The following is a 25485-nucleotide window of genomic DNA, read 5'->3' as shown; positions in this document are numbered from 1 at the left end:
GGGCGCGCGGTCCGCGCGCCCGTCCGGCCTCAGGCCCCCGTCCGCGACCGCGCCTTGAACGCTGCCTTGCGGGCCTCCTTGGCCTTCTTCTTGTCGCTGTGCAGCCGCCCCATCGCTTCGAGGACATCCGCCGTCGCCGGGTGCTCCACCCGCCACGCCTCGTCGAAGAAGCCGCCGTGCTGGCCCGCGAGACCCTCGACCAGGCCCTGGAGCTCGTCCAGATCGCCCTCGGCCGCCAACTGGGCCGCGATCGTGTCGATGGCGAGCCAGAAGATCATCGGCTCCGGCGGCGCGGGAACATCCGCCGCACCCAGCTCCGCGAGCCAGACCCGCGCCAGCCCGCCCAGCTCGGGGTCGTCCAGCACCGCGCGCACCGCGGGCTCCGCCTCCGCGCCGACCAGCGCGAGCGCCTGCTGGCAGTGGAGCCGGCGCAGCGGCGCCTGCTCGTCCGTTCCGCGTGCCGCCGCCAGGAGTTCGGCCGCGGCGTCGTCCGCGCCGCGTCGGGCGAGCCACAGCCCGAACTCGTCGCGGGCCGCCGTCTCGGGGTAGTGGGCGATGCCGCCGAGAAGTGCGTCGGCGCCCTTCTCCGCGAGGTCCCCGATCGTGGGGGCGTCCACTCCGGCCTCCAGCATCCGGGCCCGGATGCCGTACAGGCCGAGGGGTGTCAGTTTCACCATTCCGTACCGGGTGATGTCCTCGTCGTCGGACTGCGCAGCGGTGTCCTCGCCCTCCTCGACCAGCAACGCCTCGTCCACCGGGCGGTATTCGACGATCCCGATGGGTTCGAGGACCCGGAACTGGTCGTCGAGGCGCATCATCGCCTCCGACACCTGCTCAAGAATGTCGTCGGTGGGCTCGCTCATGTCGTCGGGCACGATCACGGACGCGGCGAGTGCGGGCAGCGGTACGAGATCCGTGTCCACGCCGCCGTCGCCGACGGTGAGCAGATACAGATTGGCGAGGACCCCGTCGAGGAACTCCGCCTCCACCTCCGGGTCCCAGTCCAGGGATTCGAAGTCGACCGAGCCGTCCTCGCCGATGAGATCGGCGAAGTCCTCGAAGACGGGAGCGGTGGCGTCGGCGAACACGGCCTCCAGTCCGTCGAGCCAGATCGAGAGGACGTCCTGCGGTGAACCGCCGGTGATCAGCGCCAGGTTCTCACCTGCGGCGGCAGTCCCCTCCGCGTCCTCCCCCGCCTGCTCCTGAGGATCCTCGACGTCCACGAGCCCCGTGTCGACCGCGAGCCGCCACGCCTCGCTGGCCTCCGCCGCACCGTCCTCGTCCGCGGAGAGGCCGAGGTGCTCGGCCGCCGCGGGCAGTTGTGCGTCGACGAGCTCGCCACCGGCACCGACCCGGGTCCCGGGGCCCGCCCAGCGGGCGAGCCGGACAGCGCGGGCGAGCAGCGGCGCGGCGAGCGCGTCCCGTGCCAGCTCGGCCTCGGAGTGCAGCCGTACGGGCGGCAGGGTGGAGCGCTCTGCGGACATCAGGTGGTTCTCCTCGGGACGTACGGGGTCGGGCGGCCCCAGCGTAGACGCATTTCGCCCCATGCCGCCCGGTTCATGCAACGGACAGCCGCAGTCCACCGTGATGACCTTGACAACCGCCTTGCGCTCACAAGAGATTGACGCGCGTAGACCTCCACACCACCCTCGATTCCCCCCGGAGTCCGTGATGCCCATCGCATCGTCCAGAACGACCGCCGTGTCCGCCGTCGTCACCGCCGCGCTCGCCGCGGGTCTGCTCACCGGTGCAGCCACCACCTCCGCGTCCGCCTCCCCGACGCCCTCCTCGTCCTCGCCCTCGGACGGCCAGGTCCGGATCCACGACATCCAGGGCCCCACCCGGATATCCCCGCTCGTCGGCCAACAGGTCAACGGTGTCCCGGGCATCGTCACGGGTGTGCGGACGTACGGTTCGAAGGGTTTCTGGTTCCAGGACCCGAACGCCGACGCCGACCCCGCGACCAGCGAGGGGATCTTCGTCTTCACCAGCTCGGCGCCGACCGTCGCGGTCGGTGACGCGGTCACCGTCTCCGGCACGGTCGCCGAGTTCGTCCCGGGCGGCGCCTCCTCCGGCAACCAGTCGCTCACCCAGATCAGCAAGCCCGTCGTCACGGTGGTGTCCTCCGGCAACCCCCTGCCCGCACCGGTGACGATCACGGAGCGCTCGGTCCCCTCCCGGTACGCCCCGGCCGGCGACCCCGCGGCGGGCGGCTCCATCAACGCACTCCCCCTCGACCCTTCGCGCTACGCCCTGGACCACTACGAGTCGCTGGAGGGCATGAACGTCCGCATCGGCACCTCGCGGGTGGTCGGCGCCACCGACCCGTACGCCGAGCTGTGGGTGACGGTGAAGCCGCACGAGAACGCCAGCCACCGCGGCGGTACGGTCTACGGCTCGTACACCGCGCAGAACACCGGCCGCCTCCAGATCCAGTCGCTGGTACCGCTCGCCGAACAGCCCTTCCCGACCGCCGATGTCGGTGATGTCCTGTCCGGTACGACCGAGGGTCCGCTCGACTTCAACCAGTTCGGCGGCTACACGCTGACCGCGCGCACCCTGGGCAAGGTCACTGCCAAGGGGCTGAGCCGGGAGACGACCCGCAAGCAGCACGCCGACGAACTGGCGGTGGCGACGTACAACGTCGAGAACCTCGACCCCACCGATCCGCAGGAGAAGTTCGACGCGCTCGCCGCCGCCGTCGTCCGCAACCTCGCCGCCCCCGACATCGTGGCGCTGGAGGAGATCCAGGACGACAACGGCGCGAAGGACGACGGTACGGTCTCCGCCGAACAGACGGTCAAGAAGTTCACCGACGCGGTCGTGGCCGCGGGCGGCCCGGCGTACGAGTGGCGTTCCATCGACCCGGAGGACAAGAAGGACGGCGGCGAGCCCGGCGGCAACATCCGCCAGGTGTTCCTCTTCAACCCGAAGCGGGTGTCGTTCACCGACCGCGCGGGCGGCGGCGCGACGACCGCGACCGATGTCGTACGGCAGCAGGGCCGGGCGGCCCTGACCCTCTCCCCCGGCCGGATCGACCCGGCGAACACGGCGTGGACGAACAGCCGCAAGCCGCTCGCCGGCGAGTTCAGCTTCCGCGGCCGTACGGTCTTCGTCGTCGCCAACCACTTCGCGTCCAAGGGCGGCGACGAGTCCATCGTGTCGCAGCACCAGCCGCCGACCCGCTCGTCGGAGCTCCAGCGGCACGCGCAGGGCAAGGCGGTCAACACCTTCGTCAAGAAGCTGCTGAGCGTCCAGAAGAACGCGGACGTCCTGGTCGTCGGCGACATCAACGACTTCGAGTTCTCCGGCACGACCGAGGCGCTGACGGCCGGTGGCGTGCTGTACCCGGCGATCAAGTCCCTGCCGCGCGCGGAGCGGTACTCGTACGTCTACCAGGGCAACACCCAGGTGCTCGACCAGATCCTGACCAGCCCGTCGATCCACGGCTTCAGTTACGACAGCGTGCACATCAACGCCGAGTTCGCCGCGCAGAACAGCGATCACGACCCGCAGGTGCTCCGCTTCCGCCCGTAACCCCTCACGCCCCTACACGCCCGCCCCCGGCCTCATGCTGAGCGCGGGCGTGTACCGGTGCACGCCACCGCCGGTCACACTCGGGTAGGACTGCACCCGCTCCCACTGCGGCGTCCTCGACCCGACCCCGTCACCGGGGGCGGCCAGCGCGTCGACATGGGCCTGCGCGCTCTCCCATTCGGCGTAATTGAGCACGTGCGTTCCGTCGACGCTCACATGGAAGTGCCCGGAGATGCCTCCGGCGGCAGGCGCCGGATCGGTCCCCAGGGCCTCGAACACGGTGTCCACCCAGTCCCGCTGCCGCGCCTTGTCCGCGCCGTCGAACTCGACGTCGACGATCACGACGCACCCCGGCTCCCGCGCGTCCCCCTCCCCCGGCAGCGTGGAGCGGTAGGGCTCAAGCGTGTGCAGACCGAGCCGCCGGATGCCCGGCACGGCGGCGTCGATGTCCGCGTTGCGCTCGTCCCGGCCGTACCGGAAGAAGTCCTGATAGGCCTGCTCCCCACTCCACTGGCTGTAATGGAACAACGTCTTCCCGTCCTCACCCGCATGGACGGTGTACGAGAGCAGCCCCGGGTGCGGCCACTCCCGGCCGTCCCACGCCTTGCGGACGGCCTCGATCGTCCGCCGCTGCCGCTCGGGCGTACCGACGTCCCAGGTGCTTGCCTTGACCAGTCCGACGTCGTTGCGGGCAAGATCGGGACGGGACTGGAAGCGGACGCTCATGACGAGCCCTCCTGACCGGTGCACCCCTGCGGCGCACCACTGCCGACCACACTGGTACGTCAAGTGCGCTTGAGGTCAACACCACTCCCGCGTCGACGCCGTCAGGTCCCTCGAAAGAACAACGACTCGACAGAACCACGAACGGAGCACCTCATGGATCTGCATGTCAGGGCGATCACCCGCGAGGAACATCTGGCGTTCGTCGCGAGCCGGCCCGCCGTGAGCCATATGCAGGTTCCGTCGTGGGGCGATGTGAAGCCCGACTGGCGCGCGGAGAGCATCGGCTGGTTCGACCGGGACTCAGCCGGCCGTGAGCGGATCGTGGGCGCCGGGCTCGTCCTCCACCGGCCGATCCCCCGGACGGGACGCACCCTGGCCTATCTGCCGGAGGGCCCCGTCATCGACTGGCACGACACCGCCCTGCGGCGGTGGCTGGAGCCGATGCTGGCGCATCTGAAGGCGCAGGGGGCTTTCTCGGTGCGCATGGGCCCGCCGGTGGTCGTCCGGCGCTGGGACGCCGAGACCGTCAAGGACGCCATCGCCGAACCGTCCGCCGGGCGACTGCGCGACGTGCCCGCTGATGCGAACGAGCCGCAGGCGGCCGAGGTCGTGGAGCAGTTGCGCGCACTGGGCTGGCGGCAGGGCGAGGAGGACGGCGGGGACGGTTTCGGCGCCGGGCAGCCCCGGTACGTGTTCCAGGTGCCGTTCGCCGGGCTGCCGCTGGAGGAGATCCGGCGCAATCTGAACCAGCAGTGGCGGCGCAACATCAAGAAGGCGGAGAAGGCGGGCGTCAAGGTCGTCGAGGGCGGCTACGAGGACCTTCCCGCCTTCTACGAGCTGTACCGCGAAACGGCAGGGCGCGACCGTTTCATCCCCCGCCCGCTCGACTACTTCGAGCGCATGTGGACCGCGCTGCGGGCCGAGGACCCGGGCCGGATGCGGCTCTACCTCGCCCACCACGACGGCGAAACGCTCGCCGCGGCGACGATGCTGACCGTCGGGAACCACGTCTGGTACTCCTACGGCGCCTCGACCGGCCGCAAGCGCGAGGTCCAGCCCAACAACGCCATCCAGTGGCGCATGATGAGCGACGCGCACGAGCGGGGCGCGGCCGTGTACGACCTGCGTGGCATCACCGACACCCTGGACGAGGGCAACCATCTCCTGGGCCTGCTCCGCTTCAAGGTCGGCACCGGCGGCCGGGCCGCCGAATACCTCGGCGAGTGGGACTACCCGATCAACAAGGTGCTGCACAAGGCCTTCGCGCTCTACATGGCCCGTCGCTGACCACAGCGGCCGCGGACCACGGACCCGGCGCCGGGGTGCACCGTCCACCGGTCCCGGTCGGCATCCCGTGATCAGTCACGCGGCCGCGCCCCTGCCCGGGTACCGAGCGCTCGGGCGTCCGTGCCAGACTCCCGAGCATGCTCCTTCGCACCGCCACCCGCGCCGACCTGCCCGCCGTCCTCGCGCTGCTCGCGGACGAGGAGCGGGTCGTCGACCCGGCCTCGGTCGTGGTCGACGAGACGTACGAGAGGGCCTTCGCCGCCATCGAGGGCGACCCGCGCAACGAGATGCTCGTCCTGGTGGAGGGGGACACCGTGGTGGGCTGTCTGCAGGCGACCTACATACCGGGGCTCGGCAAGCACGGCGAGGAGCGGGCCCTGATCGAGGCGGTGCGCATCAGGGCCGACCGGCGGGGCGGCGGGCTGGGCCGGGAGCTGATGAAGCAGGCCGTCGACCGGGCCCGGCTGCGGGGGTGCGGACTGATGCAGCTGACCAGCAACAAGCGACGCACCGACGCGCACCGGTTCTACGAGTCGCTGGGATTCGCCCGCAGTCACGAGGGCTTCAAGCTCGCCCTCTGATCCGGCTCGTCGCGGCGCTGTCCCGCCGGTTCGGTCCGCCAGGCGGTCATGTTCAGCTCGTCGAGCAGCCGTACGTCGCTCCCCTCCAGCGGGAAGGTGCGCGCCTCCAGGCCGGGGGCCGGTGCGATCTCCAGCGCGTCTCCCTCGACGAGGTCGCCGCCGGTCGGGGTGGAGACCCAGGCGAGAAGCGACCGCATCGTCCCTCCCGGCTTCAGCACGACCTCCTCCGGGCCCTCGTCGCTCCCCATGTAGGAGGAGCCCGGATTCACCGGGACCGGCAGGGGGTCACCGGCGTCGTCCAGGGCCCGGACGGACGGATAGCCCTTGACGCGGTACGGCTCGCTGCCGCAGTTGGTGAGGGTGAGGCCGACGGCCCGGTGGCCCAGCGCGGCCTGCACCTCGCCCATGTCGACGACCACCCCGGAGGACGGGCAGCCGGCCCGGCCGGCGGAGGGCGTGGGGCCGGGGCCCTGCGCCGAGGGCGCCCACCGGTCGGGGAGCGGGGCCGAGACGGTCGGGAACGGGGTCGGCAGCGTGTCGGCGTGCACCCTGTACGGGGCACTCGGTGTCGGTTCCGGCTCGCCCTCGCCCGCCGGTACGAGAAACCCGGCGCAGCCCGAGAGCGACAGGGCCAGCGCCCCGGTCATGAGCACGGCCACCACCGGTCCGCGTCTTCCCGCCCCGGGCCCGGTCCCCGCCCCTGTCAGATCCCGCACGCTCATGCTCCCGCCCCCACGTCGGACTTCCGCATAGACGTTCGATCATGCCAGAGCGCACGCCCTCTTCCTTGCGACTGTTCAGCGATCCTTGCCTTTCATCCCAAGCAGAACTAAGTGGACCTTCACGGTCTGGCCGGCTGACACTTCGGGTATGACAGCATCTTCAGCACCTTTCGGCCGCGCGCTCTGCGCGATGATCACGCCGTTCACCGCCTCCGGCGCACTGGACCCGGACGCGGCCGGGAAGCATGCCGCCTCACTGATCGCCGACGGCTGCGACGGTCTGGTGCTCAGCGGCACCACGGGCGAGTCCCCGACCACGACCGACGCCGAGAAGATCGCATTGCTGCGCGCGGTCAGGGCGGCGGTCGGCGACGGCGTGCCGATCGTCGTCGGGGTCGGCGGCCCGGACACCCGCCACACCGTGACCCTTGCCCAGCAGGCCGAACAGGCGGGCGCGGACGGCCTGTTGGTGGTGACGCCCTACTACAGCAGACCGCCGCAGGCCGCAGTCGAGGCGTACTTCCGGCGCGTCGCCGACGCCACCGGCCTGCCGCTGATGCTGTACGACATCCCCGGCCGCACCGGCACCCGCATCGAGCCGGAGACCCTGCTGCGGCTCGCGGAGCACCCGCGCGTCGTGGCCGTGAAGGACTGCGCGTACGACCTGCTCGGCTCCACGAAGGTGATCGGCGCGACCTCGCTGGCGTACTACTCGGGCTGCGAGGAGCTGAATCTGCCGTTGTACGCGGTGGGCGCGGCGGGCTATGTCAGCACCGTCGCCAATGTGGCGCCCCGGCAGCTGAGGGCGGTCCTGGACGCCTTCGACACCGGGGACACCGCCGGGGCCGCCCGGCTCAACGGGCTGACGGTCCCGCTCACCGAGCTGATGATGGCGTCCGGGCTGCCCGGCACGGTCACGGCGAAGGCACTGCTCGACGCCGGACCGGTCCGGGAACCACTGCAGCCCGCCGGGCGTGAGGCGACCGACGGGCTGCGGAGGGTGTACGAGGAACTTCTCGCCGCTACAAGCTAGTTGTGGCTGTGCAGGATGTCGTTGAGGCCGCCCCAGACCGCGTTGTTCGGCCGCGCCTCCACGGCTCCGGTGACCGAGTTGCGACGGAAGAGGATGTTCGAGGCGCCGGAGAGCTCACGGGCCTTGACGATCTGTCCGTCCGGCAGCGTGATGCGGCTGCCGGCCGTGATGTAGAGCCCGGCCTCGACGACACACTCGTCGCCGAGCGCGATCCCGACACCGGCCTCGGCGCCGATCAGGCAGCGCTCGCCGATGACGATGCGTTCCTTGCCGCCGCCGGAGAGGGTGCCCATGGTGGAGGCGCCGCCGCCGATGTCGGAGCCGTTGCCGACGACGACACCCGCGGAGATCCGGCCCTCGACCATCGACGTGCCGAGGGTGCCCGCGTTGAAGTTGACGAAGCCCTCGTGCATGACGGTGGTGCCGGAGGCGAGGTGCGCGCCGAGCCTGACCCGGTCGGCGTCGGCGATCCGCACACCCTTGGGCGCGACGTAGTCCGTCATCCGGGGGAACTTGTCGACCGAGGTGACCTGCAGGTGCAGGCCCTCGGCGCGGGCGTTCAGCCGGACCCTCTCCACATCGTCCACGGCGACCGGGCCGAGCGAGGTCCAGGCGACGTTGGCGAGGAGGCCGAAGAGGCCGTCCAGGTTCTGACCGTGCGGCCGGACGAGGCGGTGCGAGAGGAGGTGCAGACGCAGGTACGCGTCGTGGGCGTCGAGCGGCTTGTCGTCGAGCGAGGCGATGACCGTACGGACGGCGACGATCTCGACACCGCGGCGGGCGTCCACACCGATGGCCTTGGCGGCACCCGTGCCCAGGAGGTCGACGGCCCGGTCGGGGGTGAGCCGTTCGGTTCCGGCCGGGCCCTGGGCGGCGGTGAGCTCGGGGGCGGGGAACCAGGTGTCGAGAACGGAACCGTCGCCGGCGATGGTGGCGAGGCCGGCGGCGACGGCGCCGGTGGTGCGAGCAGAAGTCGTGTCGGTCATGACAGGAAACCTAACCGGCGGGGCGCCGTCGGAGCCAACCGGTCTCGCCGGGTGGTCGTCCAAAGCCCATGACCACCCGGTCAGCCGGACCGCGCCTGCCGTTCGGGCGCCGGTGCGGAGGCCTCCTCGCGCACCGGCGGACGCACCGCCACGAGCCCCGGTTCCGCCTCCCGCAGCCGCCGGGCCGCCAGCACCGCCGCCCCCGCGCCGCCGGCCAGCACGGCGCAGGCCGGCCAGAGCAGGCCGGGCGCGGCGGCGTAGAGGGCGCCGCCGAGCGGTGGCGCCAGCACCTGACCGCTGATGGAGGCACCCGCGTACAGGCTCTGGAAGCGGCCCTGCGCATGGTCGGGAGCCCGGTCGGCGACGTACGCCGTCGCGGTGGTCTTGTACAGGATCTCGCCCGCGGTCAAGGCCGCCATCATGGTGACGGCGAACAGCGCTCCGGCCCCCGGGACGAGCACCGCGTAGCCCAGCCCCACGAGCAACAGCCCGGTACCCACGATGCCCAGCGGCTCCCGTCGGCGCAGCGCGTGCGCCGCGGGAAGTTCCAGCAGGAGGATGAGGCCGCCGTTGATCGCGAGCAGCCGGCCGTAGAACTGGGCGCCGTGGCCGTGCTCGGACAGGAAGACGGGCAGGGTCGAGTACTGCTGGCGGTAGACGAGGTCGACGCAGAGGATCGCGGCGAGCAGGACCAGCACCGCGGGCCTGGCCCGCAGCTCCTGCGCGAGCCCGGGTGCACCGGGCTCGCGGGCGGGCCGGCTGTGCGCGGTGCCGTGCGACGGCAGCACCATGGCCGCGTACCCCGCGAAGAGCAGTGTCCCGAGGCCGTCGGCGACGAACAGCCAGTCGTACGAGAAGCGGGCGGCGATCAGGGCGCCGAGCGGCGGCCCGACGGCGAAGGCCGCGTTGCCCCCGGCCCGTACGAGGGCGAAGCTCTGACGCCGGCCGCCCTCGGGGACACAGACGGCTACGAGTGCGGCATTGGCCGCGCGCACGACGCCCGCCGCGTACTGCGCGAGCGGCAGCACCCCGTACATGGCCGCGACGGGCAGAACCGGCAGGGTGGCGAGCGCCGCACCGCCGACCAGCGCACCGGTCAGGAGCATCCGGCGGTGACCGTAGCGATCGCCGAACCAGCCGCCGGTGAAGTTCCCCGCGACCAGGCCGATGCCGCCGACGCCCGCGATCACGCCGGCCTGGGGGACGGTCAGCCCGCGCGGGCCCGTCAGATAGACGAAGAGATAGACGAAGGTGAAGCTGACGACCCCGTTGAGGAAGGAGCCGAGAGCCAGCAGCCGTACCGTGCGTGGTACGTCCCGCACCATCCCGAAGAACCCCATCCGCAACACCCTCCCCAAGTGAGTCTCTCTTGGGAACGGACTATGGCATCATGCTTTCCTGCAGGTCAATCCGGTGAGATACGGCCGCGGAAGCAGGAAGGAGGACCCATGCCCCAGCGCACCAGCCTGGCCGACGCCGACTGCGCCATCGCCCAGGCACTCGATGTCGTCGGCGACTGGTGGACCCTGCTGATCGTGCGGGACACGGCGCGCGGGGTGCACCGCTTCGACGCGCTCCAGGAAGAGCTGGGCGTCTCCCGCAAAGTGCTGACCGAACGGCTGCGGCTGCTGGTCGACGCGGGCGTGCTGTCCCGGGAGCCGTACCAGGACCGGCCGCCCCGGTACGAGTACCGGCTCACCCGGCGCGGACACGCGCTGCTGCCCGTACTGATCGCGCTCCAGGACTGGGGCGACACCTGGGTGATGGGGGACGGGGAAATGATGGCAACGGCCGCGGAGGCGTCGAAGGAGGCGGCCCGGGTGCACGCCCTGGTGGGCACCCGCCTGCCCGAGCTGCGTCTGCTGGACCATGAGGGCGCGTCGCGCGACCCGGTCGCCGACACCCCGTACACCGTCCTGTACTGCTTCCCCGGCGCCTACGCCCGCCGGGACGCCTACCCGCCGGGCTGGGCCGAGATCCCCGGCGCGAGCGGCTGCACCCTCGAATCCTGCACGTACCGCGACCAGTTGGCCGAATTCACGGTGGCAGGAGCGAGCGTGCACGGCGTCTCGACCCAACGGCCGGACGAACAGCGGGCGTTCGCGGAGGCGGAACGGCTGCGCTTCTCGCTGCTGTCCGACGCGGAGCTGGACCTGGCGGCGGCCCTGCGGCTGCCGACCTTCCGCGCGGCGGGAACGAGCAGATTGAAGCGGCTGACGTTGGTGGTCGACCGGGACCGGACGATCCGCGAGGCGCTGTACCCGGTCACGGACATCGAGGCGAGCGTGCGGGCGGCCCTGGCCGCGGTCCGGGACGCGGGCCCGTCCGTCGAGTGAGGGGCACGTGCGGCCGGGTGCCGGGCCGGCCCGACACCCGGGACCGGAGCGGTCAGCCGACGATCCGGCTCATCATCTCCCGGGTGTACGCCTCGTCGTAGTCGCCGCCGGTGAGCAGCACCTGCAGGCAGATACCGTCCATGAGCGCGATCAGCGCCCGCGCCGTGGCCGGATCGGTCCGCCGCGACAGCAAATCGGCCGTGCCGTCGGTCCACTCGGCGGCGACGGGCCGCAGCGCGGGCCTGCGCAGCGCGGCGAGGTACAACTCGTACTCCAGCTCGGCCCGCCCGCGCCCGCCGGAGAAGTACTCCCCCAGCAGCCGGGCCAGCTCCTCGGCGAGGTCGGCCGCCGGGTCGGCCAGGGCCTCGCTCTCCCGCATGACCTCGGCGAAATTCTCGTTCGACCGGCGCAGCGCGGCGATCAACAGCTCGTCCAGCGAGGCGAAGTGATAGGTCGTCGAACCGAGCGGCACGTCCGCCTCGGCCGCGACGGAGCGGTGGCTGAGCCCCGCGATGCCCTTGGCGCCGACGACCCGGATCGCGGCGTCGATGATGCGTCCGCGCCGCTCGGGGTCGTAACGACGTGTCATCAGTGGGCTCCTCCCAGGTTCAGCACCACCACTCCGGCGATGACCAGCGCTATGCCCGCCAGCTTGACCAGGTTGCCGGACTCCCCCATGAAGAGGATGCCGATGGCGGCGACGGCGGCGGTGCCGATCCCGGCCCAGATGGCATAGGCGGTGCCCATGGACAGCGTCTTCAGCGTCTGGGCGAGCAGGGTGAAGGCTATGAGATAGCCCGCGACGGTGATCAGCGAGGGCCAGAGCCGGGTGAAGCCCTCGCTGTACTTCATGGCCGTCGTGCCGGCCACCTCCGCCGCGATCGCCGCGGCAAGCAGTCCATATCCCATGTGTACGAGTGTACGCATCGCCGCTCGCACCACGGTACGACGGATTCACGCCACTCGGGACGCTACGGTGTCCCGACCGGCACACAGGACGACGACACAACGGAGCTGCAGTGACGCAGGACGCAGGGTGGGGCGGCGGTGCGCCGTACGGAGGAGCACCGTACGGAGGGCCACCGGGATGGAGTGGCTGGATGCCACCGCCGAAGCCCGGAGTGATACCGCTGGCACCCCTGAGGCTCGGGGACATACTCGGCGGCGCCTTCAGCACGATAGGCCGCTACTGGAAGCAGCTCCTCGGCGTCGGCGTCGCCGTGTACGGCGTGGCGCTGGTCGTCGTGGGGGCGGCGACGTTGATCGCGTACTCCGCGACCAGCGACCATCTGCACCGGCTCATCTCGCTCAGCGCCGATCAGGACCCGGCGTCGGACGACCTCGCGCCGGTGCTGATCGCCTTCGGCGCCATCTGGCTGGTCGCCGTGGTCGCCCTCATGCTCTGTACGGCCCTGATGTACGCGGCCGTTCCCGCGATCCTGCAGGAGGCGGTACTGGGCAGGCCCACCACCTTCTCCGTCATCTGGCGACGGGCCTGGGCGCGCGTGCCGGCGGTGATCGGCACGGTGATCCTGTCCAGCCTGATCGCGATGATCCCGATGGTGCTCATGATGGTCGGCTTCTGCGCCCTCGTGATCAGCGCGATCACCCTGGCCCACGAGTCCGGTGCCGCGGTGTGGACCGCGCTCGGCCTCCTCGGCGCCCTGGCCACCGCTCCCCTGGCGGCCTGGCTCTGGGTGAAGTTCAGCCTGGCCGCCCCGGCCGCGGTCTTCGAGCGGCAGAGCCCTGTGGCGGCCCTGCGCCGTTCGTCGCAGCTGGTGCGTGGCGACTGGTGGCGGGTCTTCGGGATCAGTCTGCTGGCCTTCGTGATGGCGGCCGTGGCGAACTACGTCATCCAGATCCCGTTCTCGTTCCTCGGCATGTTCTCCGGCGCCATCGGCGGCTCGACCCTGGACGAGGACCCGAACCCCGCGTCGATCGCCTTCGCCATGAGCGGCTACCTGGTGATCTTCGTGCTGGGGCAGCTCATCGGTCAGCTCCTCTCGGCGACGTTTCCGCAGCTGGTGACCGGACTTCTCTACGTCGACCGGCGCATGCGCACGGAGAACCTGGGCCCGGTCCTCGCCGAGGCGGCGGCCGTACCGCCGTCCCCGTACGGCACCGGTTGAGGGCTGTCCCGGGATCCCAGGGATGACGGGACAGCCCTTGGGCTCTTCCGCCGGATCAGGCCGGGGCTCCTCAGCCGATGAGCGAGTTCTTCGGACTCAGCACACAGAACTCGTTCCCCTCGGGGTCCTCCAGCACCACCCAACTCACCTCCGCCTGCTGCCCGATGTCCGCCCGCCGCGCCCCGAGCCCGATGATGCGCTCGACCTCGGCGGCCTGGTCATCGGGGGCGAGGTCGATGTGGAGCCGGTTCTTGCGCGTCTTTTGCTCCGGCACGGGGACGAAGCAGATCCCGGGAATCGCCGACTTGTCGGCGCCGATGACGATTTCGTCGTCGGCCTCGAAGAGCACCTTCCAGTCGAGCACCTGGCACCAGAAGCGGGCCAGCGACGGAAGATCGTGAGTGTCGACGACGATGCTGTAGAAAGAAGCGGCCATGCCCGCCAGTCTGCCCGGCAGGCATGGCCGTTGACCATCCCGCATCGCGAAGGTGCCCGGCCCGTCAGCTGCCGACGGTGAACCAGGTGGCCCGGGACTTCTTCCACTCGGCGTGGTCGAGATCCTTCGCCTCCGTGCCGTCCCCGTACAGATCAGCCGATCCGGCATCCGTGACCAGCTGCGCCCGCGCGCCCGGAACCGTCAGGTCCGGAACGTCGACGACGGCCTCCCAGCCACCCGGGTCGGCGGTCGGCAGATCGGCCCGCTTGACCGGCGCGTGCGCGGCGACCCCGTCCCAGCTGTAGAGGGCGTACGGGTCGGAGTTGTCGTCGGCCGCCCAGGAACCGGCCACGATCAGATACTGGTCGGCCGCGTTCTTACGGATGTCCCGGATGCTGAGTCCGCCGAGGTCCAGCTCGATCGGCGTACCGATGACCGCCTTCGCGCCGCTGCCGGCCACCTTGTCGAAGTTGGTGACGGGCACGACGAGCGCCTTGCCCCCCGCCTTCGGCGGAACGAGCGGCGCCCGGAAACCGAGGTACGCGGTGGTCGTCGAGCCGGGGGCGAACTCCAGCCCCTCGATGTTGAATCCGTCGATCTGCTTGGGCGCTTCACCGTCCGCCGTCCCCGCGGCGAAGCCGTACCGGTTGCCGTTCGCCTTGTCCCAGGCGACGAGGTCGTCACGGAGCTTCTTGTACGAGCCGCCGACCGTCAGCCGGGTGGCGGCCCCCGAGCCGGTCACCGTCGTGGTGAAGACGGTGTTGCGGTCGGCCTTGTACACACCGTCCTTGTTGTTGCCGAGCGATCCGGTCCAGTAGATGGTGTTCCCGACCCGGGCTCCGGCCTCGATGTCGATCTCCTTCGACACCCCGAGCTCCGAGCCGACGTCCCAGCTCCGCACGGGCGCACCGGACGCCGAACGGTCGTACAGGCGCAGCGTGTTGGACTCGTCGTCGGCGACCACCACGTACCCGCCGCCCGCGTCGACGGCGGCCGAGGCGTCCGACGAGCCGATGAGGTAGCGCGTGTCGGCGGCGTTCTGCACGGCGGCGGACGCGGCGTAGTGCAGCGTCCGGGTGGCGGTCCTGCCGCCGAGTCCGGTGACCTTGATCGTGAGGTCCGTGTGGCCACGCCCGTGCGCGGCGACCGCGAGCTGCCGGGTGGCGCCGGTCCCGGTCACGGTCACATCGCCGGTTCCGGCGACGGAGGGCTTGGAGCTCGCCGACGCCGTCACCCCGAGCGCGGCGGCATCGGCGCCGCTCTGCGCGACGGTGACGGTCACCACCGGGTCACCGGTCGCAACGACGGCACCGGAGAGATAGGAGGCCGAGAGCCCGATCGTCGGCGTGCCGTAACCCGCGGCGTGCGCGGGGGCGTCGACCCCCAGGGCGGCCAGCACGAGGACTCCGCTCGCGGCGATGGCCGCCCGGCGGTTGTGGAGCGAAAGCTGATGCGACACAGCGTGCCTCTCGTCGGCGTGGGTTCGCGTTCAGACTCCCGTTCCCTCGCCAACGACGGACACACATCACGCGTACGGCGGACGAACAACGACGAACGGCCCCCGGCGCTTGCCGGGGGCCGTTCGCAGACGCGGATGGCTCAGACGTTGAAGCCGAGCGCGCGCAGCTGCTCGCGCCCGTCGTCCGTGATCTTGTCCGGGCCCCACGGCGGCATCCAGACCCAGTTGATCCGCAGCTCGTTGACGATGCCGTCGGTCGCGGACTTCGCCTGGTCCTCGATGACGTCGGTCAGCGGGCACGCCGCGGACGTCAGGGTCATGTCGAGGGTGGCGATGTTGGCGTCGTCGATGTGGATGCCGTAGATCAGGCCCAGGTTGACGACGTCGATGCCCAGCTCGGGGTCGACGACGTCGTACAGGGCTTCGCGGACCTCTTCCTCGGAGGCCGGCTTGGTCGTCGCGCCCTCGTTGGATGTCACCGTGTTCTCGCTCATGCCGTCTTCCCTTCGGACAGCGCTTTCGCCGTCGCGTCCTTCCACGCCATCCAGCTCAACAGCGCGCATTTGACCCGGGCCGGGTACTTCGAGACACCGGCGAACGCGACCGCGTCCTCCAGCACCTCCTCCATCGCGTCGTCCGGCTCCAGCTGGCCCTTCGACTGCATCAGCTCCAGGAAGGTCTCCTGGATCTTCTGCGCCTCGCCCAGCTCCTTGCCGACCAGCAGATCGTTCAGCACGGAGGCGCTGGCCTGGCTGATGGAGCAGCCCTGACCCTCGTACGACACATCGGTGATGGTCTCGCCGTCGTACTTCACCCGGAGAGTGATCTCGTCGCCGCACGTCGGGTTGACGTGGTGCACCTCGGCGTCGCCGTCCCGCAGGCCACGCCCATGGGGGTGCTTGTAGTGGTCCAGGATCACTTCCTGGTACATGGAATCAAGCTTCACCAGTCAACCCTCAGCCGCTCTGCCTAGTAACCGCTCTGCCTATTACCCGAAAAAGTTCCGTACGTGCTCCAGACCGTCCACCAGGGCGTCGACCTCGGCGGGCGTGGAGTACAGATAGAACGACGCTCGCGTCGTCGCAGGAATTCCGTACCTCAGGCAGACCGGCCGCGCACAGTGGTGTCCGACCCGGACCGCGATGCCCTGCTCGTCGAGTACCTGACCCACGTCGTGGGGGTGGATGTCACCGAGCGTGAAGGAGATCGTGGCGCCGCGGTCCTCGGCCGTCGCAGGACCGATGATCCTGAGGTCCGGCACCTCCAGCAGCCGCTTCACCGCGTACTCGGTGATCGCGTGCTCGTGCCGGTAGATGTTCTCCATGCCGATCGCCGAGAGGTAGTCCACGGCCGCGCCGAGGCCGACGGCCTGGGCGATCGGGGGCGTACCGGCCTCGAACTTGTGCGGCGCGGGGGCGTAGGTCGACGAGTGCATCGACACGGTCTCGATCATCTCGCCACCGCCGAGGAACGGCGGCAGGTCCTCCAGGAGCTCCTGCCGTCCCCAGAGCACACCGATGCCGGTCGGGCCGACCATCTTGTGGCCGGTGAAGGCCACGAAGTCGGCCTGCAGCGCCTGCACGTCCAGCACCATGTGCGGGGCGGCCTGGGAGGCGTCGATGCAGACCAGCGCGCCGACCTGCTGGGCACGGCGGATGATCTTCTCGACCGGGTTGATCGTGCCCATGATGTTGGAGACCAGGGTGAAGGAGACGATCTTCGTCTTCTCCGTGATGATCTCGTCGATGTCGGACAGGTCGAGCCGGCCCTCGTCGGTGATGCCGAACCACTTCAGCTTCGCGCCGGTGCGCTGCGAGAGCAGCTGCCACGGCACGATGTTGGAGTGGTGCTCCATCTCCGTGGTGACGATCTCGGTGTCGTGGTCGACCCGGTAGGGCTCGTCGGCCCAGCCGAGCATGTTGGCCACGAGGTTCAGCGACTCGGAGGCGTTCTTGGTGAAGATCACCTCGTTGCGACTGGGCGCGTTGATGAACGCGGCGACCTTGTCACGGGCGCCTTCGTACAGCGCCGTGGCCTCCTCCGCGATCGTGTACACGCCGCGGTGCACATTGGCGTTGTGCCGCTCGTAGTACTCGTTGAGGGCGTCGAGCACCTGGCGCGGCTTCTGCGACGTCGCCGCACTGTCCAGGTAGACGACCTTCTTTCCGTCGTGGACCGTACGATCCAGCAGGGGGAAGTCCTTGCGGATCGCCTCGGTGTCGAGGAGGCCCGGCAGCTGTGTCACGCGGAAGCGCCACCCTTCACATATGCCTCGTAGCCCTCGTTCTCCAGCTTGTCGGCGAGCTCGGCGCCGCCGGACTCGGCAATACGGCCGTTGGCGAAGACGTGCACGAAGTCGGGCTTGATGTAGCGGAGGATCCGCGTGTAGTGCGTGATCAGCAGGGTGCCGACCTCGCCGGTCTCGCGGACCCGGTTGACGCCCTCGGAAACGATGCGCAGGGCGTCGACGTCCAGGCCGGAGTCGGTCTCGTCGAGGATCGCGACCTTCGGCTTGAGGAGCTCCAGCTGAAGGATCTCGTGACGCTTCTTCTCACCGCCGGAGAAGCCTTCGTTCACGTTGCGCTCGGCGAACGCCGGGTCCATCTGGAGCCGGCCCATCGTCTCCTTGACCTCCTTCACCCAGGTACGCAGCTTGGGCGCCTCGCCGCGGACGGCGGTGGCGGAGGTGCGCAGGAAGTTGGAGACCGAGACACCGGGGATCTCGACCGGGTACTGCATCGCGAGGAACAGACCGGCGCGGGCCCGCTCGTCGACGGTCATCTCGAGGACGTCTTCGCCGTCCAGGGTCACCGAACCGCTGGTGATCGTGTACTTGGGGTGACCCGCGAGGGAGTACGCGAGGGTGGACTTGCCGGACCCGTTGGGGCCCATGATGGCGTGGGTCTCGCCCTGCTTCACGATCAGGTCGACGCCCTTGAGGATCTCCTTCGTGGCGTTGTCGGCCTCGACGGAGACGTGCAGGTCGCGGATTTCAAGCGTTGCCATGGGTGACTCAGGACTCCTGGGTGACGGAGACGAGCACATCGTCCCCTTCGATCTTGACGGGGTATACGGGGACGGGGCGCGTCGCGGGAAGACTGGACGGCTTGCCGGTGCGGAGGTCGAAGCTGGAGCCGTGCAGCCAGCACTCGATCATGCAGTCCTCGACCTCTCCCTCGGACAGTGAGACGTTCGCGTGCGAGCAGATGTCGTTGATCGCGAACACCTCGCCCTCGGTACGGACGACGGACACCGGAATGCCGTCGAGCTCCACCCGCTTCGGGGTGTCGTCCTCCAGCTCGCTCAGCGCACAGGCTTTGACGAAGGCCATCAGACGGACGCCTTCAGCTCGGCCTCGATCTTGTCGAGCAGCCGCGCCTCGACGTCCGGCAGTCCGATCTGCTGGACCAGCTCGGCGAAGAAGCCGCGTACCACGAGCCGACGGGCCTCCTCGGCCGGGATGCCGCGGGACATCAGGTAGAAGAGCTGCTCGTCGTCGAAGCGGCCGGTCGCGGAGGCGTGGCCGGCGCCGACGATCTCGCCGGTCTCGATCTCCAGGTTCGGCACCGAGTCGACCCGCGCGCCGTCGGTGAGGACGAGGTTGCGGTTCATCTCGTAGGTGTCGGTGCCCTCGGCCCTGGCCTGGATGAGGACGTCACCGATCCACACCGCGTGCGCGTCGTCGCCCTGGAGCGCGCCCTTGTAGGCGGCGTTGGACTTGCAGTGCGGGGTGTTGTGGTCGACCAGGAGACGGTGCTCCTGGTGCTGACCCCTGTCGGTGAAGTAGAGGCCGAAGAGCTCGGCCTCGCCGCCGGTGCCCGCGTAGCTGACGCGCGGGTGGAGACGGACGAGGTCACCGCCGAAGGTGACGACGATCGACTTGAACGAGGCGTCCCGGCCGACCAGCGCGTTGTGCTGGCCGACGTGGACCGCGTTCTCGTCCCAGTCCTGCACGGAGACGACGGTGAGCTTCGCGCCGTCGCCGAGGACGTAGTCCACGTTGGCGGCGAGCACCGCGTCACCGGTGTGGTCGATGACGACCACGGCCTCGGCGAAGGCTCCCAGCTCGACGACCTGGTGGCCGTAGGCCACGCCGCCCTCGCCGTGCACCGCGATGCGGATCGGCTCGGCGAGCACGGCCTCCTTGGCGACCGTGACGACGGACGCCTGCTCGAAGGACGTGTACGCCTGGGCGGCGACGCGGTCCACCGGGGTGCCGGCCTTCCCGAGCCGGGAGTCGTCGCGGCCGACGGTCTCGACCGTGACGCCCTCGGGGGCCTCGATCGCGACCTTCACCGCGCCGCCGGTGGCGACGGCGGTGCCGTCGTGCAGTCCGCGCAGCCGCTCCAGCGGCGTGAACCGCCACTCCTCCTCACGACCGTGCGGGACGGGGAAGTCCGCGACGTCGAAGGACGGAGGCGCGCTCATGCGCGTGGCGACGGTCGACTCGGCGGCCACCGCGATGGAGCCGGCGGTGGTTGATCCCGCCGGAGGGGGTCCCCCCGCTCGAACGGAGCCGAGAGTGGGGGAGTTCTGAGCCTCAGCCATGGCTGTCGTAGTGCTCACTTTCTCTGTCAAAAGTCGGGGGATTCGGTCGTCGGGCGGTGCTGCCCTGTCAGCCGACCGAGCCCTCCATCTGCAGCTCGATCAGCCGGTTGAGTTCGAGGGCGTACTCCATCGGCAGCTCCTTCGCGATCGGCTCGACGAAGCCGCGCACGATCATCGCCATCGCCTCGAACTCCGTCAGACCGCGGCTCATCAGGTAGAAGAGCTGGTCCTCGGAGACCTTGGAGACGGTGGCCTCGTGCCCCATCGACACGTCGTCCTCGCGGACGTCCACGTACGGGTAGGTGTCGGAGCGCGAGATCGTGTCGACCAGCAGGGCGTCGCACAGGACGTTGGACTTCGCGCCCGGCGCGCCTTCGCCGATCTCGATCAGACCGCGGTAGGACGTACGGCCGCCGCCTCGCGCCACCGACTTGGAGACGATGTTGGAGGAGGTGTTCGGCGCCATGTGGACCATCTTGGCGCCGGCGTCCTGGTGCTGGCCCTCGCCCGCGAAGGCGATGGACAGGGTCTCGCCCTTGGCGTGCTCACCCATCAGGTAGACGGCCGGGTACTTCATGGTGACCTTGGAGCCGATGTTGCCGTCGACCCACTCCATGGTCGCGCCCTCGTAGGCCACGGCGCGCTTGGTGACCAGGTTGTAGACGTTGTTCGACCAGTTCTGGATCGTCGTGTAGCGGCAGCGGCCGCCCTTCTTCACGATGATCTCGACGACCGCGGAGTGCAGCGAGTCGGAGGAGTAGATCGGGGCGGTGCAGCCCTCGACGTAGTGGACGTAGGCGTCCTCGTCGACGATGATCAGCGTCCGCTCGAACTGGCCCATGTTCTCCGTGTTGATGCGGAAGTAGGCCTGCAGCGGGATGTCGACGTGGACACCCTTGGGCACGTAGATGAACGAGCCGCCGGACCACACGGCCGAGTTCAGCGAGGCGAACTTGTTGTCGCCGACCGGGATGACGGTGCCGAAGTACTCCTTGAAGAGCTCCGGGTGCTCCTTCAGCGCGGTGTCGGTGTCCAGGAAGACGACGCCCTGCTCCTCCAGGTCCTCACGGATCTGGTGGTAGACGACCTCGGACTCGTACTGCGCGGCGACACCGGCGACCAGGCGCTGCTTCTCCGCCTCCGGGATGCCGAGCTTGTCGTAGGTGTTCTTGATGTCCTCGGGCAGGTCTTCCCAGGACTCCGCCTGCTTCTCCGTGGACCGGACGAAGTACTTGATGTTGTCGAAGTCGATGCCCGACAGGTCCGAGCCCCAGTTCGGCATGGGCTTCTTGTCGAAGAGCCTGAGGCCCTTGAGGCGCAGCTTCAGCATCCACTCGGGCTCGTTCTTCTTCGCCGAGATGTCGCGGACGACCTCCTCGGAGAGCCCGCGCTTGGCTGCGGCGCCTGCCGCGTCGGAGTCGGCCCAGCCGAATTCGTACGTGCCCAGACCCTCGAGCTCAGGGTGGGCAGTCTCCGTAGGGAGCGTCATGCGGGGTTCCTCCCGGCCGTGCTTGCTGATGCTGAATTGATGGTCTGTGGTGCTGAGTGGCCGCTGCGCGGAATGTACGTCGTGCACACACCGTCGCCGTGGGCAATGGTGGCCAGACGCTGCACATGCGTCCCGAGGAGGCTGGAGAAGAACTCCGTCTCCGCCTCGCACAGCTGCGGATACTGCTCGGCGACATGAGCGACCGGGCAGTGGTGCTGGCACAGCTGTTCGCCCTGCTGCGGGCCGGGCGCGCTACGCGCCGTAGCAGCGTACCCGTCGGCGGACAAGGCCTTGGCCAGCGCCTCCGTGCGCGCCTCGGGGTCGGCGGCCTCGATCACCGAGCGGTAGGCCTCGGACTGGGCCGCGATCCTGGCCCGTGCGAAAGCGACGACCGCCTCGTCGCCCGAGGTCTCGGCGATCCACCGCAGGGCGTCCGCCGCGAGCTTGTCGTAGGACTGGTCGAAGGCGTCGCGCCCGCAGTCCGTCAGAGCGAACACCTTGGCCGGTCGGCCCCGGGTCCGCGCGCCGTACACCCGCTGCTCACGGGCCTCGACGACGCCGTCGGAGACAAGGGCGTCGAGATGGCGGCGGACGGCGGCCTGAGTGAGGCCGAGGCGCTTCGCCAGATCGGCGACCGTGGACGGGCCGTGGTCCAGGATGGAGCGCGCGACCCGGTTGCGCGTCGAGCGCTCACCGGTCGCGAGTTCCTCCTGCGGAGCCTCGCCAACGTTTTTCACAACGCCATTGTTGCGTAATTCGCCGGGCCCTGACAACCACGGTCCGAAACGATCTACGGTGCGGTCCATCACTTAGGGTTACCTAATTCAGCCCCGCGACTCGGCCCGTTTCCGCTCCTGCCTACACTTACCGGCCATGAAGAGCGAGTCCGTCGTACAGGTCCGGAACCTGGTGAAGCGGTACGGCCCCAAGACCGCTGTGGACGGCCTCGACCTGTGTGTACGCACCGGCACCGTCACCGCCGTCCTCGGCCCCAACGGCGCCGGCAAGACCACCACCGTCGAAACCTGCGAGGGGTACCGCCGTCCGGACGGCGGGACGGTGGAGGTCCTCGGTCTCGACCCGGTCGCCGACGCCGCGGAGCTCCGCCCCCGGATCGGTGTGATGCTCCAGTCGGGTGGTGTCTACTCCGGCGCACGCGCCGACGAGATGCTCCGGCACATGGCGAAGCTCCACGCCCACCCGCTGGACGTCGACACGCTGATCGAGCGCCTCGGCCTCGGTGGCTGCGGCCGGACGACCTACCGCCGGCTCTCCGGCGGCCAGCAGCAGCGGCTCGCCCTGGCCATGGCCGTCGTCGGCCGCCCCGAGCTGGTCTTCCTGGACGAACCGACCGCCGGCCTCGATCCGCAGGCCCGCCGCTCCACCTGGGACCTCGTGCGCGAGCTCCGCGCCGACGGTGTGTCGATCGTTCTGACCACCCACTTCATGGACGAGGCCGAGGAGCTCGCCGACGACGTCGCCGTCATCGACGCGGGCAAGGTCATCGCCCAGGGCAGCCCCGAGACGCTCTGCCGCGGCGGCGCCGAGAACACTCTGCGCTTCACCGGCCGTCCCCGTCTCGACCTGGGTTCCCTCCTGAAGGCACTGCCCGACGGCTCGGAGGCGGCGGAGCTCACCCCGGGCACGTACCGCATCACGGGCGAAGTCGACCCGCAACTGCTGGCCACCGTCACCTCCTGGTGCGCGCAGCACGGAGTGATGCCGTCCGGCATCTCCGTGGAGCGGCACACCCTGGAGGACGTCTTCCTGGAACTGACCGGCAAGGAGCTGCGCGCATGAGCGCCGGTACGTACACCCCGCGGCCGGGCGCCGCCCCGCTCTCCCGCATGATCGCCACGCAGACCGCACTGGAGACGCGGATGCTGCTGCGCAACGGGGAGCAGCTGCTGCTGACCGTGATCATCCCGACGCTGCTGCTGGTGCTGTTCAGCGCGGTCGACATCGTGGACACGGGCGAGGGCAGGTCGGTCGACTTCCTGACGCCCGGCGTCCTCGCGCTCGCCGTGATGTCCACGGCCTTCACCGGCCAGGCCATCGCCACCGGTTTCGAGCGGCGGTACGGGGTGCTCAAGCGGCTGGCCGCCTCGCCGCTGCCCCGCTGGGCGCTGATGGCCGCCAAGACGCTGGCGGTGCTCGTCACCGAGGTGCTGCAGGTGGTGCTGCTCACGGTGATCGCGTTCGCGCTGGGCTGGTCGCCCCACGGCAACCCCTTCGCCGTCCTGCTGCTGCTCGTGCTCGGCACCGCGGCCTTCTCCGGGCTCGGTCTGCTGATGGCCGGGACGCTGAAGGCGGAGGCGACGCTCGCCGCGGCCAATCTGGTCTTTCTGCTGCTGCTGGTCGGCGGCGGGGTCGTCGTGCCCCTCGACAAGTTCCCGGACGCCGTGCAGTCGGCGCTGGGCCTGCTGCCGATCGCGGCCCTGTCGGACGGGCTGCGCGACGTGCTCCAGCACGGCGCGGCGATGCCGTGGGGCGACCTCGGCGTCCTCGCGGTGTGGGCGGTGCTCGGGCTGGGCGCGGCGGCCAAATTCTTCCGCTGGGAGTGAGCCGGCGCCTCGGCCGGGAGTGAGCCCGCGGGCGCGCTCCGTCGCCGGTTCGGGGTAACTCGTCCCCCTCGTGAAAGCTTGCACAAGCCGCCGCCTACGATGGTGCGCGTGCCCAAGCTGACCCGAGCCGAAGTCGCTCAAGCCGCGCGGAACCCGCTTCTCTTCATCGCCGAGCGATGGACTCCGTCCCCCCGTACGGTGCGCCGTGCGGCCATGTCGGCCGTCGTCATGGCCGTGCTCATCGTCGTGACCGGCGGCGCGGTGCGGCTGACCGGCTCCGGCCTCGGCTGCCCGACCTGGCCCAAGTGCACCGACGAGAGCCTCACGGCGACGAGCGAGATGGGTTTCCACGGCGCCATCGAGTTCGGCAACCGGATGCTGACGTACGTCCTGTGCGCGGCCGTCGGGTGGGCGATCATCGCCGCCCGGTCCGCGAAGCCCTGGCGGCACAGCCTCACCCGGCTCGGCTGGACGCAGTTCTGGGTCGTCATGGGCAACGCGGTGCTCGGCGGCATCGTGGTGCTGGTCGGCCTCAACCCGTACACCGTCGCGGCGCACTTCCTGCTGTCCACGGCTCTGCTCACCGTGGCGATGGTGACCTGGCAGCGGGTCCGCGAGGGGGACTTCGCGCCGCGTCCGCTGGTGGGCAAGGCGGTGTCGCAGTTGGCCTGGCTGCTCGCGGTCGTGACAGGGCTGCTGGTCGCGGTCGGCACGGTCGTGACCGGCGCCGGACGGCACGCGGGTGACTCCAGCGACGTCCACCGCATCCCGATCGACTGGAAGATGATCACACAGCTGCACGCCGATCTGGCCTGGGCCGTGGTGGCGCTCACCGTGGCTCTCTGGTTCGTGCTGAAGGCGGTGGACGCGCCCATCGGCCCGCTCCACCGCGCCCGTGACCTCTTCCTGGTGCTGATGAGTCAGGGCGTCATCGGTTACGTCCAGTACTTCACCGACACCCCCGAGATCCTCGTCGGCCTGCACATGCTCGGCTCGTGCCTGGTGTGGATCGCGGTCGTGCGGGTGCTGCTGTCGCTGCGTGAGCGCCCGGTGGCCGTCGCCCCGGTGTCCGGCCCCGCCGCCGAGCAGCCGGAGCCCGTCGCGGCGGGCTGAGCTCCGGGCGCCAGGAAGCCCTCCCCATACGTCGATCGCCGGACGGACCCGTACGCGGGTCCGTCCGGCGATCGACGTATGGGGGGTCCGTTCGCTCAGGCCTTGTCGGAGGGGCCGCCCACCTGGATGCCCGCCATTCGCGTCCATTCGTACGGGCCGGTGCGGACCTTCGCGGCGAACTCGCCGTCGAAGGACTCGTGCATCGTGATCCCGGCCTTGCGCGTGGCGCTCTCGGCGACCGCGTACGACGGTGCCACCAGATCGCCCCAGCCGCCGTCCTCGCCCACGAGAACGATGCGGGTGCCCATCTGCCCGATGTAGGCGAGCTGACCCTCCGCGCCGCCGTGCGCCTTGGCGAAGGCACCGATCTGCTTGGCGAGCCTCGCCGCCCTGCGCTCCGCGCGGGCCGCCTGCTTGCCGCTCTCCACCTGGGTCTCTGCCGTCTCTGCCATGGTCACGATGCTACCGATGGGTACACGGACGTGCGACGGGCGGGGCGCGTGGCCTGGGCCACGCACCCCGCCCGTCGGCAGGTGATC

27 protein-coding genes are annotated in these 25485 nt (G+C 70.2%); 9 read left to right on the top strand and 18 right to left on the bottom strand.

Annotated elements, in window-relative coordinates; all coding sequences use genetic code 11:
* Nucleotides 1-29: 29 nt before the first annotated feature.
* Nucleotides 30-1484, bottom strand: a complete 1455-nt coding sequence (locus ACF1B9_RS03055; RefSeq protein WP_391739855.1) for a hypothetical protein — start codon at nt 1482-1484, stop codon at nt 30-32.
* Between the two features lie 187 nt (nt 1485-1671).
* Between ACF1B9_RS03055 and ACF1B9_RS03050 the strand changes: the two genes are divergently transcribed.
* The gene (locus tag ACF1B9_RS03050) at nt 1672-3537 is read left to right on the top strand and encodes an endonuclease/exonuclease/phosphatase family protein (protein ID WP_391739856.1); all 1866 of its coding nucleotides are present in this window, start codon (nt 1672-1674) and stop codon (nt 3535-3537) included.
* 12 nt (nt 3538-3549) lie between these two features.
* Here ACF1B9_RS03050 and ACF1B9_RS03045 read toward each other — a convergent pair whose 3' ends face one another.
* Nucleotides 3550-4263 carry an antibiotic biosynthesis monooxygenase gene (locus ACF1B9_RS03045; RefSeq protein ID WP_391739857.1) on the bottom strand — a complete coding sequence of 238 codons (714 nt, stop codon included), beginning with the start codon at nt 4261-4263 and terminating at the stop codon, nt 3550-3552.
* Between the two features lie 153 nt (nt 4264-4416).
* Here ACF1B9_RS03045 and ACF1B9_RS03040 point away from each other — a divergent pair, with 153 nt between their 5' ends.
* Complete coding sequence (locus ACF1B9_RS03040) at nt 4417-5550, top strand: lipid II:glycine glycyltransferase FemX (RefSeq protein WP_391739858.1); 1134 nt, start codon at nt 4417-4419, stop codon at nt 5548-5550.
* A gap of 137 nt (nt 5551-5687) precedes the next feature.
* The gene (locus ACF1B9_RS03035; RefSeq protein ID WP_391739859.1) at nt 5688-6131 is read left to right on the top strand and encodes a GNAT family N-acetyltransferase; all 444 of its coding nucleotides are present in this window, start codon (nt 5688-5690) and stop codon (nt 6129-6131) included.
* Here ACF1B9_RS03035 and ACF1B9_RS03030 read toward each other — a convergent pair.
* Nucleotides 6104-6778 carry a DUF4232 domain-containing protein gene (locus ACF1B9_RS03030; RefSeq protein WP_391740095.1) on the bottom strand — a complete coding sequence of 225 codons (675 nt, stop codon included), beginning with the start codon at nt 6776-6778 and terminating at the stop codon, nt 6104-6106. The two genes, ACF1B9_RS03035 and ACF1B9_RS03030, sit on opposite strands and share 28 nt — an antisense overlap.
* A 223-nt stretch (nt 6779-7001) precedes the next feature.
* Between ACF1B9_RS03030 and dapA the strand changes: the two genes are divergently transcribed.
* Nucleotides 7002-7886 carry a 4-hydroxy-tetrahydrodipicolinate synthase gene (dapA, locus tag ACF1B9_RS03025; RefSeq protein WP_391739860.1) on the top strand — a complete coding sequence of 295 codons (885 nt, stop codon included), beginning with the start codon at nt 7002-7004 and terminating at the stop codon, nt 7884-7886.
* Here dapA and dapD read toward each other — a convergent pair.
* The gene (gene dapD, locus ACF1B9_RS03020; protein ID WP_391739861.1) at nt 7883-8872 is read right to left on the bottom strand and encodes a 2,3,4,5-tetrahydropyridine-2,6-dicarboxylate N-succinyltransferase; all 990 of its coding nucleotides are present in this window, start codon (nt 8870-8872) and stop codon (nt 7883-7885) included. The two genes, dapA and dapD, sit on opposite strands and share 4 nt — an antisense overlap.
* Nucleotides 8873-8952: 80 nt before the next feature.
* Nucleotides 8953-10212 carry an MFS transporter gene (locus ACF1B9_RS03015; RefSeq protein ID WP_391739862.1) on the bottom strand — a complete coding sequence of 420 codons (1260 nt, stop codon included), beginning with the start codon at nt 10210-10212 and terminating at the stop codon, nt 8953-8955.
* A gap of 108 nt (nt 10213-10320) precedes the next feature.
* Between ACF1B9_RS03015 and ACF1B9_RS03010 the strand changes: the two genes are divergently transcribed.
* Nucleotides 10321-11208, top strand: coding sequence for a winged helix-turn-helix transcriptional regulator (locus ACF1B9_RS03010; RefSeq protein ID WP_391739863.1), 888 nt, complete (start codon nt 10321-10323; stop codon nt 11206-11208).
* Nucleotides 11209-11260: 52 nt separating this feature from the next.
* On the opposite strand, the gene ACF1B9_RS03005 is transcribed toward ACF1B9_RS03010, so the two are convergent.
* Together ACF1B9_RS03005 and ACF1B9_RS03000 are read right to left on the bottom strand one after the other, a co-directional pair.
* Nucleotides 11261-11797 carry a TetR/AcrR family transcriptional regulator gene (locus tag ACF1B9_RS03005; RefSeq protein WP_391739864.1) on the bottom strand — a complete coding sequence of 179 codons (537 nt, stop codon included), beginning with the start codon at nt 11795-11797 and terminating at the stop codon, nt 11261-11263.
* Complete coding sequence (locus ACF1B9_RS03000) at nt 11797-12117, bottom strand: multidrug efflux SMR transporter (protein WP_351078852.1); 321 nt, start codon at nt 12115-12117, stop codon at nt 11797-11799. Before ACF1B9_RS03000 ends, ACF1B9_RS03005 begins: the two co-directional genes overlap by 1 nt.
* Before the next feature lie 191 nt (nt 12118-12308).
* Here ACF1B9_RS03000 and ACF1B9_RS02995 point away from each other — a divergent pair, with 191 nt between their 5' ends.
* Entirely contained in the window at nt 12309-13337 is a 1029-nt protein-coding gene (locus ACF1B9_RS02995; RefSeq protein WP_391739865.1) for a hypothetical protein, read from the top strand.
* A gap of 70 nt (nt 13338-13407) precedes the next feature.
* Here ACF1B9_RS02995 and ACF1B9_RS02990 read toward each other — a convergent pair whose 3' ends face one another.
* The 10 genes from ACF1B9_RS02990 to ACF1B9_RS02945 all read right to left on the bottom strand — a co-directional run bounded on the left by ACF1B9_RS02990 (nt 13408) and on the right by ACF1B9_RS02945 (nt 22006).
* Nucleotides 13408-13773 carry a VOC family protein gene (locus tag ACF1B9_RS02990; protein ID WP_391739866.1) on the bottom strand — a complete coding sequence of 122 codons (366 nt, stop codon included), beginning with the start codon at nt 13771-13773 and terminating at the stop codon, nt 13408-13410.
* A 64-nt stretch (nt 13774-13837) separates the two neighbouring features.
* Nucleotides 13838-15232 carry a hypothetical protein gene (locus ACF1B9_RS02985; RefSeq protein ID WP_391739867.1) on the bottom strand — a complete coding sequence of 465 codons (1395 nt, stop codon included), beginning with the start codon at nt 15230-15232 and terminating at the stop codon, nt 13838-13840.
* Between the two features lie 140 nt (nt 15233-15372).
* Complete coding sequence (locus ACF1B9_RS02980; RefSeq protein WP_391739868.1) at nt 15373-15726, bottom strand: metal-sulfur cluster assembly factor; 354 nt, start codon at nt 15724-15726, stop codon at nt 15373-15375.
* On the bottom strand, nt 15723-16178 hold the full coding sequence (sufU, locus tag ACF1B9_RS02975) for a Fe-S cluster assembly sulfur transfer protein SufU (protein ID WP_114243911.1): 456 nt from the start codon (nt 16176-16178) through the stop codon (nt 15723-15725). The genes ACF1B9_RS02980 and sufU overlap by 4 nt, the downstream gene beginning before the upstream one ends.
* Nucleotides 16179-16220: 42 nt before the next feature.
* The gene (locus ACF1B9_RS02970) at nt 16221-17477 is read right to left on the bottom strand and encodes a cysteine desulfurase (RefSeq protein WP_391739869.1); all 1257 of its coding nucleotides are present in this window, start codon (nt 17475-17477) and stop codon (nt 16221-16223) included.
* Nucleotides 17474-18238: a Fe-S cluster assembly ATPase SufC gene (gene sufC / locus ACF1B9_RS02965; protein WP_351078837.1), complete on the bottom strand. Its 765-nt coding sequence runs from the start codon at nt 18236-18238 to the stop codon at nt 17474-17476. The genes ACF1B9_RS02970 and sufC overlap by 4 nt, the downstream gene beginning before the upstream one ends.
* Nucleotides 18239-18245: 7 nt before the next feature.
* Complete coding sequence (locus ACF1B9_RS02960) at nt 18246-18563, bottom strand: bifunctional 3-phenylpropionate/cinnamic acid dioxygenase ferredoxin subunit (protein ID WP_391739870.1); 318 nt, start codon at nt 18561-18563, stop codon at nt 18246-18248.
* The gene (gene sufD, locus ACF1B9_RS02955) at nt 18563-19780 is read right to left on the bottom strand and encodes a Fe-S cluster assembly protein SufD (RefSeq protein ID WP_391739871.1); all 1218 of its coding nucleotides are present in this window, start codon (nt 19778-19780) and stop codon (nt 18563-18565) included. Before sufD ends, ACF1B9_RS02960 begins: the two co-directional genes overlap by 1 nt.
* A gap of 67 nt (nt 19781-19847) precedes the next feature.
* Entirely contained in the window at nt 19848-21269 is a 1422-nt protein-coding gene (gene sufB / locus ACF1B9_RS02950) for a Fe-S cluster assembly protein SufB (protein WP_391739872.1), read from the bottom strand.
* A complete protein-coding gene (locus ACF1B9_RS02945; RefSeq protein ID WP_391739873.1) occupies nt 21266-22006 on the bottom strand; it encodes a helix-turn-helix transcriptional regulator in 741 nt (246 codons plus the stop codon). Before ACF1B9_RS02945 ends, sufB begins: the two co-directional genes overlap by 4 nt.
* Nucleotides 22007-22142: 136 nt before the next feature.
* Between ACF1B9_RS02945 and ACF1B9_RS02940 the strand changes: the two genes are divergently transcribed.
* From ACF1B9_RS02940 to ACF1B9_RS02930, 3 genes are all read left to right on the top strand, one after another.
* Nucleotides 22143-23069: an ABC transporter ATP-binding protein gene (locus tag ACF1B9_RS02940; protein WP_391739874.1), complete on the top strand. Its 927-nt coding sequence runs from the start codon at nt 22143-22145 to the stop codon at nt 23067-23069.
* Nucleotides 23066-23833 carry an ABC transporter permease gene (locus ACF1B9_RS02935; RefSeq protein ID WP_391739875.1) on the top strand — a complete coding sequence of 256 codons (768 nt, stop codon included), beginning with the start codon at nt 23066-23068 and terminating at the stop codon, nt 23831-23833. The genes ACF1B9_RS02940 and ACF1B9_RS02935 overlap by 4 nt, the downstream gene beginning before the upstream one ends.
* A 99-nt stretch (nt 23834-23932) precedes the next feature.
* Nucleotides 23933-24946, top strand: coding sequence for a heme A synthase (locus ACF1B9_RS02930; protein ID WP_391739876.1), 1014 nt, complete (start codon nt 23933-23935; stop codon nt 24944-24946).
* A 95-nt stretch (nt 24947-25041) separates the two neighbouring features.
* Here the strand turns inward: ACF1B9_RS02930 and ACF1B9_RS02925 are convergent, their stop codons facing one another.
* Entirely contained in the window at nt 25042-25398 is a 357-nt protein-coding gene (locus ACF1B9_RS02925; protein ID WP_376282913.1) for a hypothetical protein, read from the bottom strand.
* Nucleotides 25399-25485: the final 87 nt, after the last annotated feature.

Origin of the sequence: Streptomyces sp. NPDC014727 (assembly GCF_043083485.1) — a bacterium.
In the GTDB taxonomy this organism is placed as follows: domain Bacteria; phylum Actinomycetota; class Actinomycetes; order Streptomycetales; family Streptomycetaceae; genus Streptomyces.
Note: the sequence above shows the minus strand (reverse complement) of the source record. Positions and strands in the feature narration are given on the sequence as shown.

Coding starts and splice junctions, on each gene's coding strand:
- ACF1B9_RS02925 (WP_376282913.1), bottom strand. CDS start 25,398: ATGGCAGAGACGGCAGAGACCCAGGTGGAGAGCGGCAAGCAGGCGGCC.
- ACF1B9_RS03045 (WP_391739857.1), bottom strand. CDS start 4,263: ATGAGCGTCCGCTTCCAGTCCCGTCCCGATCTTGCCCGCAACGACGTC.
- ACF1B9_RS02960 (WP_391739870.1), bottom strand. CDS start 18,563: ATGGCCTTCGTCAAAGCCTGTGCGCTGAGCGAGCTGGAGGACGACACC.
- ACF1B9_RS02935 (WP_391739875.1), top strand. CDS start 23,066: ATGAGCGCCGGTACGTACACCCCGCGGCCGGGCGCCGCCCCGCTCTCC.
- ACF1B9_RS03000 (WP_351078852.1), bottom strand. CDS start 12,117: ATGGGATATGGACTGCTTGCCGCGGCGATCGCGGCGGAGGTGGCCGGC.
- ACF1B9_RS03035 (WP_391739859.1), top strand. CDS start 5,688: ATGCTCCTTCGCACCGCCACCCGCGCCGACCTGCCCGCCGTCCTCGCG.
- ACF1B9_RS02980 (WP_391739868.1), bottom strand. CDS start 15,726: ATGAGCGAGAACACGGTGACATCCAACGAGGGCGCGACGACCAAGCCG.
- ACF1B9_RS03040 (WP_391739858.1), top strand. CDS start 4,417: ATGGATCTGCATGTCAGGGCGATCACCCGCGAGGAACATCTGGCGTTC.
- ACF1B9_RS02990 (WP_391739866.1), bottom strand. CDS start 13,773: ATGGCCGCTTCTTTCTACAGCATCGTCGTCGACACTCACGATCTTCCG.
- ACF1B9_RS03010 (WP_391739863.1), top strand. CDS start 10,321: ATGCCCCAGCGCACCAGCCTGGCCGACGCCGACTGCGCCATCGCCCAG.
- ACF1B9_RS03055 (WP_391739855.1), bottom strand. CDS start 1,484: ATGTCCGCAGAGCGCTCCACCCTGCCGCCCGTACGGCTGCACTCCGAG.
- ACF1B9_RS02930 (WP_391739876.1), top strand. CDS start 23,933: ATGGTGCGCGTGCCCAAGCTGACCCGAGCCGAAGTCGCTCAAGCCGCG.
- ACF1B9_RS02995 (WP_391739865.1), top strand. CDS start 12,309: ATGCCACCGCCGAAGCCCGGAGTGATACCGCTGGCACCCCTGAGGCTC.
- ACF1B9_RS03005 (WP_391739864.1), bottom strand. CDS start 11,797: ATGACACGTCGTTACGACCCCGAGCGGCGCGGACGCATCATCGACGCC.
- sufB (WP_391739872.1), bottom strand. CDS start 21,269: ATGACGCTCCCTACGGAGACTGCCCACCCTGAGCTCGAGGGTCTGGGC.
- ACF1B9_RS03030 (WP_391740095.1), bottom strand. CDS start 6,778: ATGACCGGGGCGCTGGCCCTGTCGCTCTCGGGCTGCGCCGGGTTTCTC.
- ACF1B9_RS03015 (WP_391739862.1), bottom strand. CDS start 10,212: ATGGGGTTCTTCGGGATGGTGCGGGACGTACCACGCACGGTACGGCTG.
- ACF1B9_RS03050 (WP_391739856.1), top strand. CDS start 1,672: ATGCCCATCGCATCGTCCAGAACGACCGCCGTGTCCGCCGTCGTCACC.
- ACF1B9_RS02940 (WP_391739874.1), top strand. CDS start 22,143: ATGAAGAGCGAGTCCGTCGTACAGGTCCGGAACCTGGTGAAGCGGTAC.
- sufD (WP_391739871.1), bottom strand. CDS start 19,780: ATGGCTGAGGCTCAGAACTCCCCCACTCTCGGCTCCGTTCGAGCGGGG.
- dapD (WP_391739861.1), bottom strand. CDS start 8,872: ATGACCGACACGACTTCTGCTCGCACCACCGGCGCCGTCGCCGCCGGC.
- dapA (WP_391739860.1), top strand. CDS start 7,002: ATGACAGCATCTTCAGCACCTTTCGGCCGCGCGCTCTGCGCGATGATC.
- sufC (WP_351078837.1), bottom strand. CDS start 18,238: ATGGCAACGCTTGAAATCCGCGACCTGCACGTCTCCGTCGAGGCCGAC.